Annotated in this window: 13 protein-coding genes and 2 pseudogenes; 8 read left to right on the forward strand and 7 right to left on the reverse strand. The window is 58.5% G+C overall.

The window, feature by feature from the left end:
• Window positions 1-434: 434 nt before the first annotated feature.
• The gene (locus Q7J44_RS18915) at window positions 435-1,118 is read right to left on the reverse strand and encodes a response regulator transcription factor (RefSeq protein WP_304882621.1); all 684 of its coding nucleotides are present in this window, start codon (window positions 1,116-1,118) and stop codon (window positions 435-437) included.
• Between the two features lie 606 nt (window positions 1,119-1,724).
• Window positions 1,725-2,168 (reverse strand): hypothetical protein, encoded by a 444-nt coding sequence (locus tag Q7J44_RS18920; RefSeq protein WP_304882622.1) that lies wholly within the window; start codon window positions 2,166-2,168, stop codon window positions 1,725-1,727.
• 574 nt (window positions 2,169-2,742) lie between these two features.
• Between Q7J44_RS18920 and Q7J44_RS18925 the strand changes: the two genes are divergently transcribed.
• From Q7J44_RS18925 to Q7J44_RS18935, 3 genes and pseudogenes are all read left to right on the forward strand, one after another.
• Window positions 2,743-3,144 (forward strand): transposase, encoded by a 402-nt coding sequence (locus Q7J44_RS18925; protein WP_304882624.1) that lies wholly within the window; start codon window positions 2,743-2,745, stop codon window positions 3,142-3,144.
• Window positions 3,141-3,491: an IS66 family insertion sequence element accessory protein TnpB gene (tnpB, locus tag Q7J44_RS18930; RefSeq protein ID WP_304882625.1), complete on the forward strand. Its 351-nt coding sequence runs from the start codon at window positions 3,141-3,143 to the stop codon at window positions 3,489-3,491. The genes Q7J44_RS18925 and tnpB (Q7J44_RS18930) overlap by 4 nt, the downstream gene beginning before the upstream one ends.
• A gap of 59 nt (window positions 3,492-3,550) precedes the next feature.
• Window positions 3,551-4,975: pseudogene (locus tag Q7J44_RS18935) on the forward strand (IS66 family transposase); the annotation flags it as partial.
• A gap of 2 nt (window positions 4,976-4,977) precedes the next feature.
• Here the strand turns inward: Q7J44_RS18935 and Q7J44_RS18940 are convergent.
• The gene (locus Q7J44_RS18940; RefSeq protein ID WP_304882639.1) at window positions 4,978-6,165 is read right to left on the reverse strand and encodes an IS110 family transposase; all 1,188 of its coding nucleotides are present in this window, start codon (window positions 6,163-6,165) and stop codon (window positions 4,978-4,980) included.
• Between the two features lie 258 nt (window positions 6,166-6,423).
• Here Q7J44_RS18940 and Q7J44_RS18945 point away from each other — a divergent pair.
• Both Q7J44_RS18945 and Q7J44_RS18950 read left to right on the forward strand, forming a co-directional pair.
• Window positions 6,424-6,675 (forward strand): annotated as a pseudogene (locus tag Q7J44_RS18945) (transposase domain-containing protein); the annotation flags it as partial.
• Window positions 6,672-7,274 carry a plasmid pRiA4b ORF-3 family protein gene (locus Q7J44_RS18950; RefSeq protein ID WP_304882627.1) on the forward strand — a complete coding sequence of 201 codons (603 nt, stop codon included), beginning with the start codon at window positions 6,672-6,674 and terminating at the stop codon, window positions 7,272-7,274. The pseudogene Q7J44_RS18945 and the gene Q7J44_RS18950, both read left to right, overlap by 4 nt.
• A gap of 458 nt (window positions 7,275-7,732) precedes the next feature.
• Here Q7J44_RS18950 and Q7J44_RS18955 read toward each other — a convergent pair whose 3' ends face one another.
• Window positions 7,733-8,350, reverse strand: a complete 618-nt coding sequence (locus tag Q7J44_RS18955) for a response regulator transcription factor (protein ID WP_304882628.1) — start codon at window positions 8,348-8,350, stop codon at window positions 7,733-7,735.
• A 238-nt stretch (window positions 8,351-8,588) separates the two neighbouring features.
• On the opposite strand from Q7J44_RS18955, the gene Q7J44_RS18960 reads away from it, so the two are divergent.
• The 3 genes from Q7J44_RS18960 (at window position 8,589) to Q7J44_RS18970 (ending at window position 12,108) form a co-directional block, all read left to right on the forward strand.
• Window positions 8,589-9,095: an oxidoreductase gene (locus tag Q7J44_RS18960; RefSeq protein WP_304882630.1), complete on the forward strand. Its 507-nt coding sequence runs from the start codon at window positions 8,589-8,591 to the stop codon at window positions 9,093-9,095.
• Window positions 9,082-11,742 carry an ATP-binding protein gene (locus Q7J44_RS18965; protein ID WP_304882631.1) on the forward strand — a complete coding sequence of 887 codons (2,661 nt, stop codon included), beginning with the start codon at window positions 9,082-9,084 and terminating at the stop codon, window positions 11,740-11,742. Before Q7J44_RS18960 ends, Q7J44_RS18965 begins: the two co-directional genes overlap by 14 nt.
• Window positions 11,743-11,841: 99 nt before the next feature.
• Window positions 11,842-12,108: a hypothetical protein gene (locus Q7J44_RS18970; RefSeq protein WP_304882632.1), complete on the forward strand. Its 267-nt coding sequence runs from the start codon at window positions 11,842-11,844 to the stop codon at window positions 12,106-12,108.
• A gap of 63 nt (window positions 12,109-12,171) precedes the next feature.
• Here Q7J44_RS18970 and Q7J44_RS18975 read toward each other — a convergent pair whose 3' ends face one another.
• From Q7J44_RS18975 to Q7J44_RS18985, 3 genes are all read right to left on the reverse strand, one after another.
• The gene (locus tag Q7J44_RS18975) at window positions 12,172-13,788 is read right to left on the reverse strand and encodes an IS66 family transposase (RefSeq protein WP_304882633.1); all 1,617 of its coding nucleotides are present in this window, start codon (window positions 13,786-13,788) and stop codon (window positions 12,172-12,174) included.
• Between the two features lie 62 nt (window positions 13,789-13,850).
• A complete protein-coding gene (gene tnpB, locus Q7J44_RS18980; RefSeq protein ID WP_304882635.1) occupies window positions 13,851-14,198 on the reverse strand; it encodes an IS66 family insertion sequence element accessory protein TnpB in 348 nt (115 codons plus the stop codon).
• Window positions 14,195-14,575: a transposase gene (locus Q7J44_RS18985; protein WP_304882637.1), complete on the reverse strand. Its 381-nt coding sequence runs from the start codon at window positions 14,573-14,575 to the stop codon at window positions 14,195-14,197. The genes tnpB (Q7J44_RS18980) and Q7J44_RS18985 overlap by 4 nt, the downstream gene beginning before the upstream one ends.
• Window positions 14,576-15,104 lie beyond the last annotated feature (529 nt).

Here is a 15,104-nt window from a genome sequence, read left to right on the forward strand (position 1 = left end):
ATGCGCCTGAAACACGTTCTTCGCCAGATCAAGCCCGACCACAGCAATTTCCAACATGTCCGTCCTCCGTTATGGATCCTCCAAGACCCATCACCTTAACACATCGATGCCGTCGGGGGGCGGTTACATCATCAACGCCCACGCGATGATTCAGATGAAGATTTCGCGTGCATCCCATCTCGCGGAAAGCGGACATATGCGATCTCATACCGCGCAGAGCTATACCGCTTGCGCCATCGGATCCAAAACATGTTTGCCTCTTTCAAAGAGTCGCGGTGGATCGCCACTGGCTACTACCGCCGCCAATCCTCTTTCTCTCCGCCTGCGCATTGGTCGCACCCGCCATCTGCGGGTTCTGAATCCTGACTACAGCGCGTATGTCCCTTGCAGTAAGTGAACGAAGGTTGGCTTTGACCATGTCCCAAACAGGGAAGTCAAATCAAGCCGAGCTCCCTCGCTTTCAACGCGGCACCGGTCCTGTTACTCGCGCCAAGCTTCTTGCAGATGTTGCGCATGTGCATCTTCACTTTAACTTCCGAATGCCCACTTTTCCAGGCAACTTCCTTGTTCTGAAGGCCGCCCGCAACAAGTTGCAAGATCTCATGCTCTGACTTGCTTAGCCCCATTTTATCAGATAAAGAATCTGATTGTGCATGCCAGTTTCCATCCACATAACCCATTGCGGATGTAGCAATAAATTTTTCACCCGTTGCCACCAACCGGAGAGCCGGGACCAACGCTCCAAGTTTCATGGATTTACTGATGAACCCACTCGCGCCTACCGCCATGCCCTGACGAACGATATCTTGACTGGCATTTCCAGAAATCATGACAACTGCGCCGGCAGCCGTGGTTGCCACGATGCTCGCGACAGATTTTATTCCATCCATTCCAGGCATGTTGATATCGAGCAACGTAATCAAAAAGGGACCGTTCTCATTAATTTGCTCAATAACATTCTCAAATGTAGATGCAACAAATACTTGAAATTCACCTTCCCTTGAAATCGCAGAAACGATTGCATCTCGCACCATAAGATGATCGTCAGCCACCAGAACATTCGGTTGAGTTCTTGTGATGCCTTTGGAAACAAGTTTTGACTGATCTTGAAAATGCAAGGTGATTGTCCTCCATCAAATTGCCAATGTATTGACATTTTGCATCCGTCGAGGAATGGTCTACGTTAAAGCTCTACCTGTCTCAACCCAATTTAGCGAAAGATAGGGAACTTGATCGAAAGATCAAAAGTAGGGTTCCAAGCAATATTGTCGTGTGAACCAAGTGCGAGTTAATCCCGGTTTCGAGTGTCGTCTACGCGGTTTGTGGAAACGCTCTACATAGTCGAACGCGTCGGCTCGTGCTTCGTCTCGGTTGGTGATGAAGGCGAAATACGTATCGCCTCGCGCGCAGGCTTCTTGAGGACGTCCCACTCTGCGCGTAGGCGCGCTATCTCATTCGTCAAAGCGGCAATCTGGGCCAGATCCCTTCGCTCTTTCCCGATTTCGTCAAATCTTGCGGCTGGAGTTGTGGACCAGTTTCCGCATCCAGCGTGCTAAACGCTCTCCGCCTGCTCGAGGCGACGCGCCACCTCTGCGCCTCAGTTCTTCAGCAGGCTAAAAGCCTCAGGCTTGAACGCGCGCGCAAATTTCGATCGCGTTAAATCCACTCGCCAGTTCCTTTGTCACGATCTTATCTTCGTGTCCGTGAAGCCGCCGGAAAACTACTTAATATATCTTTCGCCGTTGGCCTGCTTCCAAAACATCTTTCAATAGCGACGTCGTAAGCTGACACTTCACGCGATGCTGCCACTCTAAGTTATTCATTTCTACTTTGGCCAAAGCCAGATCGAAACGGGAAATTGACAGCGGAAAACGCAGGGTGACGTCAGCGATCGCCAGCCGCTCAGATCCAAATTCGTCGCAAGCTGATTCTGAGGATATTAGAATCAGAGGAATTTCATGATGTTCGAGCCTGAAGGTAATCAGATCGCTGGCGGCCACCGCGATGCCACCGCAACCGTCCAAGTCGACGATGATCAGACCCACACTTTGGGTATTCGCTGCAACGCGGCTGGCATCAGGTAGGTCGGTCAGTCGCATGGTCTGGACCGATGCCGCGCTTATCCACTCCCGTGCTTCGCTCTGTGAATTTTTGGGATCAACAAACAATACCAGCTCATTGAAAAAATTATCACAATACATAAGGGGGCTTGCGGGAAAAGGGTTCCGATCAACTGCAGTCGACCTGTAGCGCAAACGCTTGCAGTCCTGTGATCCCGGACTCCCAATTATATTCAACATACTGGCAAGTCTTGCTTTAAAATCCAAACCGCGACGATTGTTCGCGCGAGTGGGTCTCCGCCACGACTCTAAATCAAACACACATATTGCTCCTAGACTTTTCGTCATCATCGCCCTTCCATCCTGTGAAAAAAACTGTGCATGAGACGAACCGGGAGTTCAAAAGATAACGTTTTCGCCTTCCATTGCGTTTTTTCGGTATTTAGATCATCTATACATACGGAAGATTTATGTCCGCACGCGGTCGCGCTTCGAATGGCAGCACACCGTTGCCCGTCGACCTCCCGGTGATCCACACGCTCGCAGCTTGGCGACCAGATCTCACGGCGTATCGTCAGATCGAGGACGTTTACCTTATCTATCGCGGCATGAATCTTAGAAGTAAGCCTGCGGCGAGGGCCGTCTTGAGCGGATTTCTCGGCTCCGGCTATCGAGTGTCCTTATGGACGCACACGAAGACACCCCTCGCATTCAGATTTTGTCGGTTTCCGATACAGGTCGCCGTCGTCGGTGGACGGATGCTGAGAAGATTCGGATCGTCGAGGAAAGCCGTCGCGATGGCGTGACGCTGGCCGAGGTGGCGCGGCGGCATGAGATTTCGCGGTCGATGCTTTACGATTGGCGTTATCGGCACAAACTTGGGTTGCTTGGTGCCCCGGCGGCTTTCATACGGCTGGTTCCGATGGACGGTGGCCCCAGGCCTGACGTCGTGCCGCCCCTGCCAGAGCCGCAACCCCCTGCGATGACCATTGATCTGGGCGATCGCTATCGCATCACGATCCCCGCAGGCTTTGACATGGAGACAGCCGCACGGTTGCTCAACGGCCTGGTTGTCGGCCGATGATTGCCTTTCCATCTGGGGCGAAGGTGTGGATTGCGGGCGGAGTGACGGACATGCGGTGCGGGATGAACAGTCTGGCGCGACGCGTCCAGCAGGGGATCGGCCGTGATCCACACGGGGGCGAGATCTTCTGCTTTCGGGGGCGCAAGGGCGACCTGGTTAAGCTTTTGTGGCACGACGGGGTTGGCATGTCGCTGTATTTGAAGCGGCTGGAGGCTGGGAAGTTCATCTGGCCGGTGAGCCAGAGCGGGGCCGCCGTGCCAGTCTCAGCGGCGCAGCTCGGCTACCTTCTTGAGGGGATCGACTGGCGCAATCCACGCTGGACGCAACGGCCTGCTTCAGCAGGTTGAAGGGCAATAATCTCTTTGTTTTATTGGACTATTCTTGGGATTTGTGGTAGGTCTTCGGCATGTCGGAGACCCCCTCGGAGATCGATATTCTGCGTGCTGCCCTTGCCGCGGCAGAGGCCCGCGCTGCGGCGGCCGAAGGGGCATTGGTCGCGGCAAAGGGTGAACTGACCCAAGTCCAGGCCGTGGTCTCAGCGGCTGAGGATATGATCCGTCACCTGCGACTGCAGATCGCCAAACTCCGGCGTGAACAGTATGGCCACAGCGCCGAACGCCATGCCCGGCTGATCGAGCAACTCGAGATGCAGCTCGAGGATCTCGAGGCAGACCTTGGGGAAGATTGTGCCAAGGCTGACGCGCTCCCCACGAAGACCACGGTCACCACTTTCGAACGCCGCCGTCCCGCCCGCAAGCCTTTCCCTGAACATCTGCCCCTTGAGCGCGTGGTGATCGAGGCCCCGACCTCCTGCACCTGCTGTGGGTCGGCGCGCATCGTGAAGATGGGCGAAGACGTCACCGAGACGCTGGAGGTCATTCCCCGGCAGTGGAAGGTTGTGCAGACCGTCCGCGAGAAGTTCACCTGCCGCGACTGCGAGAAGATCAGCCAGCCGCCAGCGCCGTTCCACCCCATACCTCGGAGCTGGGCCGGCCCCAACCTGCTGGCCATGGTGCTCTTTGAGAAGTTCGGCCAGCACCAGCCCCTGAACCGGCAGGCCGAGCGCTACGCGAAGGAAGGGGTTGAGATCAGCCTTTCCACCCTAGCCGATCAGGTCGGGGCCTGCGCCGTGGCGCTGCAGCCGGTCCACGATCTGATCCGCGCCCATGTCCTCGGTGCCGAACGATTGCACGCGGACGACACCACCGTGCCGCTTCTGGCCAAGGGCGGCACCAGGACCGCCCGGCTCTGGACCTATCTGCGCGATGACCGACCCTTCGGGGGTGGGCCACCTCCTGCGGCGCTCTATTGCTTCTCGACAGACCGCAGGATGGAACATCCGACCCGGCATCTGACGGGCTGGAGCGGCATCCTGCAAGCCGATGCCTATGGCGGCTATAACGGCGTTTACGATGCGGCCCGCAAACCCGCACCGGTTCTGAGTGCCCTGTGCTGGAGCCATGCCCGGCGGAAGTTCTTCGAACTGGCCGACCTCAAGGCCACCGCCCGGAAGGGCAGATCGGTCGCCGAAGAGATCTCGCCCATCGCACTGGACGCGGTCAAACGCATCGATGCCATCTTCGATGCCGAGCGCGGGATCACAGGGCTGAGCGCCGTGGCACGACGTGACGCACGCCAGAGGCTGGTGCGCCCGATGGTTGAGGACCTGCATGACTGGATGCGGGCTGAGCGCGCCCGGATGTCGAAGCACAACCCCGTCGCCAAGGCCATCAACTATATGCTCGACGAAGAGGGTCGCTGGGCCGCCTTCGCCCGCTTCCTCGACGACGGTCGCATCTGCCTGACCACGGATGTTGTTGAACAGCCCCTTTCTCAGCTCTTTTGCAGTTTTGGTGGCCTGTCTTTCCATGCTTCGACCATGGCTGCGTAGGCCGCTTCGGCCTGCGCGACGAGATCCATCTCTCGATGACGGAGTTCCTTGATCCAATAGTCGCGGCCGGGCCCGGCTGGCCCGTGTGCCTTGGGAGCACCGGCCCTCAGTTCCAGCCTGCGCATCTTCATTGCTACAAAAGCAGGGCGAGCCCATCGATATGGAGCCTCCTTCGTCAGCAACTGCCAGATCAGACCTGCGATCTTGCGCGCCGTGGCCACAGCCGCGACATTGACCCCCTTGCGGTTCTTGATCCGCAGAAAGAAGGCGCGCAGCGGTCCGGGCACTGATGCTGCCGACCAAGCAGCTTCGATCAGCATGGTCCTTGCGACCGTGTTCCCCTGCTTGGAGATGCGGCCGTGGACTGCGCGGTGATCGCCTGACTGACGCACCCGTGGCGTCAGGCCGAAGTAGCTTGCCAGCCTGTCGGGCGAGGGGAACCGGGAGATGTCGCCGATTGCGGCTATGACCGACGTCGCGACTACGGAACTGATGCCGGCGATGCTCATCAGCTTTCGCATGCGGGCATCATCCAGCGACGTTCGCGCCAAGGCGCTATCCAGTTTCTCCAGCTTGGCATCAAGCCAGTCAAGCTCATCGAGATGACGAGCCAGAAGGTCACGTTCCGCTTTTGGCAAAGGGGCCGTCGCAAGCCAGCGGCGGCCGCCTTTCCCGAACAGGTGCCCGGCGTATCCAGCGACGAGGTTGGCATGCAGAACGGCCTGCACCCGGCTCTTCACTCGCCGGATGGAGCGCACCAGCGCTGCGCGTTCCGATACAAGGCGCCGGAGATTCTGCGTCGCGTCGTCTGCCGCCCAGACCTCCGGCAGGAACCCGGACGCATGAAGCTGCGCTAAAATCCTGGCATCCACCTTGTCGGTCTTCACCCGCGCGTGGGCGATGGCCTTCACTTGGAGCGGGTTGGCGATCACCACACGCGCGACGAAAGGCGTCAGCAACCTGACGATGGCCGCTGTGTTGCCGGTCGCTTCCAGCACGACCTCATCGTCCTTTCGCAACCTCTGCCCGAAGGCCAGAACCGCATCGTGTTCAAGTTCGATCCGACATTCTTCCGTGAATTTTCCTCCATCGAGGATCGCCACCTGGGCGAAACTTCGATGCACATCCATTCCAATCGACCGCATACAAAATCCTCCCTGTTGTCGATAGGGAGTGCACGGGCTGTGCGACATCTACGGATACGCGCTCACAGCGCAGACGGGATAGTCGCAGGGGCGGCCAGATAACAACGCGAGCTCGCAGCTCATAGTCAAAACGGCCTGCCCGTTTCTTCGCACTCCAACGCCCCTGTCCCGACAGATCAACCTTACCATGACAAGGCGAGGAATGTCAGACGGTCGAGAGGCGCCGCAGACAACATGCCCGATAACAATGCAGCCGAACGCGCTCTGCGCGGTATCGCCCTCGGTCGCAAGGCCTGGCTCTTCGCCGGATCACCCCGTGGAGGCGAACGCGCCGCCTTCATGTATTCCCTGATCGTCACCGCCAAAATGAACGACGTCGATCCTCAGGCTTGGCTGGCCGATGTTCTGGCACGACTGCCGGACATGCCCATGTCGCGCCTGCCGGAACTGCTGCCGTGGAATTGGCCCCGAACCGCGCAAAGGATCGCCGCATGACCCTCATCGCCCGCCTCAGGATCATCCTGAATGATGTTGATCCGCAGCCGATGCGCCAGATCGAGGTGCCGCTGAAGATCAGGCTCGACCGGCTGCACGAGGTGGTCCAGGCCGCGATGGGCTGGACCGACACCCATCTCTACGAGTTCCGCGCCGGTGGTGCCGGCTGGGGCGTGCCCGACCCGGACGGCTTCTACGACGGCCCCATGCCCGCGAAGAAGACAACGCTGCAAAAGGTCATCGAGGATACCGGCGCCAGGACGATCCAGTATGTCTACGACTTCGGTGATGACTGGGACCACAGCATCCGGATCGAGAGAGTCAGCGAGGCAACCCCGGGCACAAACTATCCGAGGCTTCTGAAAGCCAGCGGAGCATGCCCACCCGAGGACGTCGGTGGTGCCCCCGGTTACGAGGAATTCCTTGAAGCCCTCGCTGATCCGGAACACGAACAGCACGATGACATGGTTCGCTGGTCAGGCAGACCCTTCGATCCCGAAGATGCCCGGATCCACAGGATCATCGAACGCCTTGACCGGCTCGCGAAGAAATGGGCGCCCCGGCCCGGCAAGCCTAAAGCACCCAAGGCCACTCCCTGAGCACGACCAACCGTCCGCGGCCTACGCCGGATGGTTACTCTTAGAAGGGCGCTCAGGGCAGACAGTTCACCTCAACCGAGTTAATCACTGTGCTGGCAGCCCGCGAGACTTGGATCAGTATTGATGGCGATGGTGCCTTAGTGCCGCAACGTTTTCGCCGAGCGTCTGTGACGGACCATCAAATGTGAAGAGGTCTGCCTGCGAGCCATGCCGCGTGTCGGAGGCACGCGCCGGAGTCTGTCGACACCTGAACCTACAACACCCGGTGCCAGCATTCCTCGCTCGACACAAGAAGCCAGGACAGGCCCCCATGGACGCCCCCCCTCCGTAGCGGGGCTTTCAACACCCGCCCCCATGGCGCATCGATGCCGCCGGGGGGGCACCCGTTCGCTTACGAAATTTGTCCAAAGCTCAGGGAGAAGCTCACAGCGAGAGTGGTGTCGACAACGTTCGTGTCGTCACACGATAGACATTTCTTGTGCGAGAATCGCGGCGTGGGTGCGGTTTTTCGCGTTCAGCTTGGCGCAGATCGCGCGCATGTGCATCTTGACTGCAACTTCTGGAATATTCTCGATCCTGGCAATCTCCTTGTTAGTCATGCCTTTGGGAAGTTTGCGCAAAATAGACTTTTCTCGATCGGTCAGATTGAAACCGGGCAGTTCAAGCTTAGTCTCTGGCCGTTCCATGATTGGCACAAAGATCTGTCCGGTTGCTATCACGCGCAGCGTACTCGACAAAGCGCGCAAGGGCATTGTCTTCGGGATATAGCCCATCGCGCCGAGTTCGACCGCCGCCCAGACGAAATCACTATCCACTTGCCCGGAGAAGATGACCACGGCACCGCCGCTGTTGGCCGATACCATATCTTTCACGGTGTCAAGCCCCTTCATTCCGGGCATGAGCACATCAAGCAACACGATGTCAAACTTCCCTGCCCTCCTTATCTCGGACAACACCGAAGACGCATCTTTTGCGACATGCACCGAAAATTCCGGCTCGGAGCGCAGTAAATGAGCCACCGCGTCGCGAATAAGTTCATGATCGTCCCCGATCAAAATGGACAGATGCTCTTTCATTGTTTGTCCTTGAGTGTTCTTGCGCGGCAAGGAGCGGCCTCGTCCAGCATTTTCAAAGCTGACGCGTGAGGCCGGGATCGAATTATCCCGCAAAATCACGGCTATCCAGAGCCAGACGACCCATCTTCCGCGTTTTCTTTTTTTATCGAAAGTTAAGCATAGCTATCTTTAGATAGTTTGAACAGCGCCGAAAGTTCAGTTAATAATTTTGTGATAGAAACGGAAATGGATCAGCACATTGGCTCGAATCGAACGTCGCACCCTCCTGTTTCTGTCTGCGGGAGCCTTGATTGCCGCTGGAGGACGCCCTCAAACAGCGCGCGCCCAAGCCGTAGACCCTATCCTGCTGACTGTGCACGGTGTCGGCAGACTGCAAGTGATGCGCCTCGCCGACCTTGACGCTCTTCCGCAGCAAAAATTCACTACGTCGACTATCTGGACCACCACCGAGACAGAGTTTTCAGGACCGGCGCTTGTGGAGGTGCTGGAGCTTTCCGGGCTACTCGGTCAGCCGTTGCGGCTGAAGGCTGCCAACGACTATTCAATCCAGTTGCCACCGCAGATGATAGAGACGATGGCCCCAATCGTAGCCACCCGGATCAACGGGCAGACCTTCGGCTTGCGCGACCGTGGTCCACTTTGGCTCGTGTTTCCTTATGATGCAGACTCTCGCTTCCGTACGGAGCGTACTTTTGCCGCAAGTATCTGGCAACTGACGGATATCCGGGCAGATGATGCCCCCTGAGCGTGCAAGTGCCGCCGCGGACGCAGCTCCACCCGATGCTTCCAATGGCACTATTCCGCTAAAGGTTTTGTGGCCCACGGCATCCATACCTCTTCTCGGACTCATTTTTGCGGCTTTGGTGCTGGTCGTGGTGCACGGAGTGCTGCTGCTGGATCGCATCAGCACGAACCGCGATGCCGATTTGGACAACCGCACGTGGCTGGTCGCGCAGCTCGAGGTTGAACACAAGGAATTGCGGATCGCGCTGCTATTGGCGCAACAAGCATCAGCAAGTGGAGCGGAGGCTGGCATCGCGGCCGACCGTGAAGTACGGCAAGCCTTCGACATCTACTATAGCCGTATCCTGACAGTGACTGCTGCCCTGCAACTTGCGACTGATGAGTTCATGAGGGCGGACTATATCACCCAAATAGAAGCCTCGCGTGATGAGATGGCGGCTTTAATAGACCGGATGCCCCTGCTCAGGGCACCGGAAATCAGCCAGCTGATCCAGATCACGTTGCGGGATGCAATCAGCATCCGCGAGATCACCAGTGACGCGATTCTGAAGTTCACCTCACTTGCCGAGGCCCAGAGGCGCGAATATCGTGATCTTCTGATCCGACTGGGCATGCTGATGGGGGTTTTGTTCATACTGATGACAGTGGCGGTGCTGCTTGCGATGCGCATTTCGCGCGAAGCAGCTCGCGCGGCCCGACGAGCGGATCACATCGCCGCTAGCCTGCGCAGGACCTTCGATGCCTCTCTTGACGGGGTAATAGTGTCGGATGCGACAGGAAAGATCGTTTATCTCAATACGGCTGCATTGCTGCTGTTTGGGTGGAATTCGCTTGATGAGCAAGGTTCCTCGATCTTTGGCCTTCTTTTTCCGCAAACAGCGGAAAGCAGCGCAAGCCAAACCATGACTGGCCCACTATGTGAGCCCGGGCAGATCGTAGACACGGGCCGCCACCGGCTGTCTGCTCTGCACAGTCGGGGGCATGAATTCCCGATTGAGGTTTCGATAGTTTCGGAACGAGACAGCGACGGCAGATTGCTCTTCATCGGCTTCCTACGCGACATCACGCCCGAGGTGCAGGCCGAAACAGGGTTGCGAGAGGCACGGGATCAAGCCCGCCGCGATGCCGCAGCCAAAAGCCGCTTCCTTGCGGTTATGAGCCACGAGATGCGAACACCACTGCACGGCGTACTGGCAGCGCTGGATCTTATCGACAATGCAAATTTGTGCGTCACGGACCGTCATTTTCTAGCGACGGCCCAAGCCTGTGGTTACTCTGCGCTCGATCAGATCGATGAGGTCCTCGAAGTAACCCGCAGCGGTGCCACGGAGGTGACAATTTCGGCCTTCGACCCACCCGTGGTTGTGGCAGAACTGCTGGCGGTTCTACGTCCGCTTGCCACCAGGCGTGGGAATTGTCTCGTGCTTGCTCCTCCGCTAACTGGGCATTGCCCGCCCGTGCTGGGATGGCGGAGGGGCTTTCTGCTGGTGATGCGAAACCTGATCTCAAACGCGGTGAAAAACACCAGTGACGGCGAGATCGTCGTGAGCCTCAGATGCACGCCGCAAGCCGATGGGCGTTTAGCAATAAATGTGGAGGTCAGCGACACCGGCATTGGCATAGACCCTGCTGATCACGACCGTATCTTCCATGAATTTGAAACGCTAGACAATGCCGACAGGGACGCTGCAGGGGGGGTGGGTCTCGGGCTGGCGATCGCGCGTTCTGCGATCGAGCGGATGGGCAGCCAGATCAGCTTGGACAGCTCCCTCGGTCAGGGCAGCCGCTTTTCGTTTCGCATGGTGCTCGACGCCGCTCCTGTCACTTCACCTGCCGAAGCATTTAACCCAAATCTGCGCGTATCCGAGCTTCCCGACGCACAATTTAATCCCCGAGAAATCCTTGTGGTCGACGACAATCCGGTCAACCTTGCGTTGATGGCAGAGATGCTGCAACGGCTCGGCCACCGGCCTAATACGGCCCTTGACGGACCAAGGGCGCTAGACTTGGCAAAAGGCAAAGCGTTTGATTTGATCCTTATGGATATCAACATGCCAGGGATGGACGGTTTGGCCACTACGCGAGCGATCCGCGCCGGCGGAGCTTCGGCCTTCTGCCCGGTGGTTGGGGTCACGGCGCTAGTGCTGGACGAGGATCGCCCGCGTATCCTTGACGCGGGGCTACAAGATGTTCTCAGCAAGCCACTAGGCCTTGCGAGGCTGCGCGCCTACTTGGCAGAGTTTTTTTCCGATCACCTGCCAGAAGATGCAGAGGAAGAAAATTTTGACGAGGTGTGGGGATTGATGGGCGACAGAAAGATGGCGCGGATGATGGCAGAGGTCCTCCACGACGCCCAGATAGCGCTTTCTATGCTTGAAGGGCCCGAGGACACACGCGATCTGCAGGCACTGCACCAAGCATTGCATAGGGCAGCGGGCTCGGCGGCCGTGGTCGGGGCCGCGACATTGGCAGAGTCATTGCTCCAAGGCGAGCGGGCGATCCTGGCCAAAGATGCAAATGCCCTGGAACGCTGCAAGCCTGATATTGCGTCCGGGATGGCCAGAACAATAGACCTCATGCAGCGTCGCTGGCCAGACCATAGCGGAGCGGCGACCGTCGAAAGCGCGGCACGATATCAAAAGATATAAAGCTGCGCTCATGCGCAAGATCTAGGTAAATTGCGCACAAGAGGTTGCCGCAGAAAACCGCCATAATGTCCTTGTAAGTTAAATAAGGATTCTGTGCGCATGGGCCTCCCCATTAAATTTTCTGAAACTTCAGACCTTGCCCTTTCGCAGGAAGGAACTTCCGGCAAAGGACTCGGCCTTATCCTTGTTGCCTCTGTATGCGGGTTGTTGGTCGCAGTAGCCAGTCTTGTGGCCGGTGCTCCTTGGTGGGCGGCGCTTGCGATTTACAGTGCGGCTGGGACCGTTGTGGCGCTTTTGCTTGCGCTGCGGATGGTGGTTTGTGTGCGGTGGCCGGGAACACTCACGGAAACCACTACAGTTAAATAAGGGCTGTGTCTGCAAACTGTGTTAATCAACGAATGTCCGTAAGCGCCCCATTGATACCGCAGCTTATGCGGCTTGACTGTCCGTTGCGGACGTCTGCGGCACCCAGTTCCACGGCAGTAGTTCATCCAGCCTGTTGATCTTGTGATCGTGGATGCGGTCGAGGATGTCGGCGAGATAGGCCCGCGGGTCGAGACCGTTCAGTTTTGCGGTTTCAATGACGGTCATCGCCCGTGCGAGGGTTTCCGCGCCGGTATCGGCACCCGCGAAGAGCCAGTTTTTCCGTCCTATACCAATCGGGCGCAGGGCGCGTTCGGCCGGGTTGTTGTCGATGGCCACACGCCCGTCGGTCAGGAACAGCCTGAAGGCCGCCTGCCGCGCGATGCCATAGCGGAATGCCTTGGCCAGATCGCTTTTGCCCGGGATGCGCAGAAGCTGCTGTTCGGACCAGGCAAAGAAAGCCTCGACCTTGGGCAGGCTGAGCTTTTGCCGCGCTGCATAGCGGACGTCAGCGGGCTGGCCGTTGATGTCGCGCTCGATGTCGTAGAACTTGCCGATCCGGTCGAACGCCTCGCGGGCGATCTCGGATTTGGTCGAGGACCAGAAGTCGTGGAAGTCGCGGCGTAGATGCGCCCAACAGGCCGCCTCGCGCAAACGCCGCATGCCATCAGGTTCAGGTTCGTAAAGCTTGGCATACCCTTTGTAACCATCCGCTTGGAGGATGCCGCGCGCATCGGCCAGGTGGCCAAGAACGTGCTCTTCCTTCCAGTCCGGCGCAAAGCGATAGACAGCACCCGGTGGCGATGCCCCCGCCCAGGGTCGCTGGTCGCGCACATAGGCCCAGATCCGGCCTTGCTTGACACCCTTGCCAAGCCCCTTGTCGCGCATGCTGCGATCCAGCACCCGGATGGGTGTGTCGTCCGCATGCAGTAGGTCGCTGGCCATGATGTCCGCCTCGATCCGTGCGATCAGCGGCTGCAGGGTCTTCATGGCCCGCCCGCACCAGCCGACGAGCGTGCTTTCGGGAATGTCCGCCCCCATGCGGGCGAAGATCTCGTGCTGGCGATAAAGGGGAAGGTGATCGTCGAACTTCGAGACCAGGACATGGGCCAGCAGGTTCGGCCCCGCCATGCTGCCCGGGATCGGGCGGCTGGGGGCCGGTTCCTGCACCATCCGCTCGCAGCGTCGGCAGGATTTCTTGATGCGGGCGATCTGGATCACCTTCATCTGAGCGGCGATCATGTCCAGCAGCTCGCTGACATCCTCACCCACCACGCGCAGATCGCCGCCACAGTCGGGGCAGCAGGCACCGGGGTCCAGTTCACGGCGCTCGCGCGGGGTCGTATCCGAGACACGCGGGCGGCGGCGCAAAGCGGGCGCATCGGCAGCTTCCGGTGATGGCTCATCCGGCCCTTCGTCGATGATCGCTTCATCGTCTTCGGCCACCGCCACCAGCAGGTCTTCGAGCGCCAGTTCCAGCTGCTTGATCTCGCGCTCGATCTTTTCCGAGGAATTGCCGAAAGCCAGTTTCTGGAGCTTGGCAATCCGTAGACGCAGGGCCTGCACCAGTTGGTCATGAACCCGCAGCGTGGCAGATATCTTGGCGTTTTCTGCCTGCAATATCGCGATCATTGCCTTCAGAACGGCGGGATCGTCAGGCAGGATTTCAGCAGGCTTTGACATGCGCCTGACTACCAAAAATCAGACAAAGGAACCATATAAATATAGCATATTAGGCAACAAAATCATCCCACCCGCGCAGGCGGAGTACCCCAATCCGGACGCCGCCAGTCGATCCCTTCCCACAACATCGCCAGTTGCGCCGAAGTCAGCCGCACCGCGCCATCTTGCGCGCTCGGCCACACAAAACGGCCCCGCTCAAGCACCTTGTAGTAGAGGCAAAACCCTTGCCCATCCCAGAACAGAAGCTTGATCCGGTCACCACGACGACCCCGAAACGCAAACACCGCCCCACTGGCAGGCTTTTGCCGCAACACGTCCTGGGTCAGCGCCGCCAGCCCTGCGATCCCCTTGCGCATATCCGTCACACCACAGGCCAGATACACGCGAACGCCAGTGCCAGGACCGATCATGCAGCGTCCACCGCACGGATCAGCACCGACAATGCAGCCGGGTCGATTGTGCTTTCAAAATGCAAGCTGCGCCCACCACGCAGACGCAACTCAACAGCAACCGGTGGCCGCGCTTCAGCGACCGGTGCCTGCGCCACCGGCATTCCGGCCGCAACTGGCATGTTCAACGGAAAGAAAAGCGCCCCAGCATCAGGCGACCACAGGCCCTTTTTCTTGAGGTCATGCCGCCACGCATAAATCTGCTGCCGGGTCACCTCATGGCGCTGCGCCACCTGTGTCACCGTGGCCCCGTCGATCCCCACCGACATGACAATCTCAAGCTTGTCCTCGTCACGCCAAAAGCGCCGCCGCTCCAACCCAAGAATTTCACCACGCATCGCAGACCCCGCATAAGACACGTCGTTAACGACGTCGTTAAACACGTGTCTTAAATGATCGTCATGCGGTCAGGCAGGCGGTGCCAATCAGGTGGTTACGAATGTCCCTGTCGGGGGCCCACCGGAATATATCGTTGCGGGCATCCTGGATCGGGCCAAGAACCAAGTCAGGTAGCGGCTCAGATACCTTGCCGCAGGACAACAGACTTTGCGCGCGTGGTGGACCTGGACGTTGATCGGCTTGATCTGTCCAAGCCTGGGTTTCATCGCCATGCCGCTTTACCGCTGAGCGAGAGCGTCAGGTCTCCCCTTGGGCACATGAACACCTTGTCGACGCATCCAATGTCCGTTGCCGTGGCTAAACAGTTCAGATGAGCGCCTCGACAGTCGGTAATCCCCCCATTCTTAGCGGGGTGGATCCGTAGAATTCACGCGGCCATTTTCAGTTTCTGGGCGGGTGTGATACCGCCGATGCCCATGTTCGGGCGGTCGTTGTTGTAAGTCCATAGCCATTGCGTGGCGAAGTCCT

Origin of the sequence: Pseudotabrizicola sp., assembly GCF_030656345.1 — a bacterium.
Lineage (GTDB): Bacteria > Pseudomonadota > Alphaproteobacteria > Rhodobacterales > Rhodobacteraceae > Pseudotabrizicola.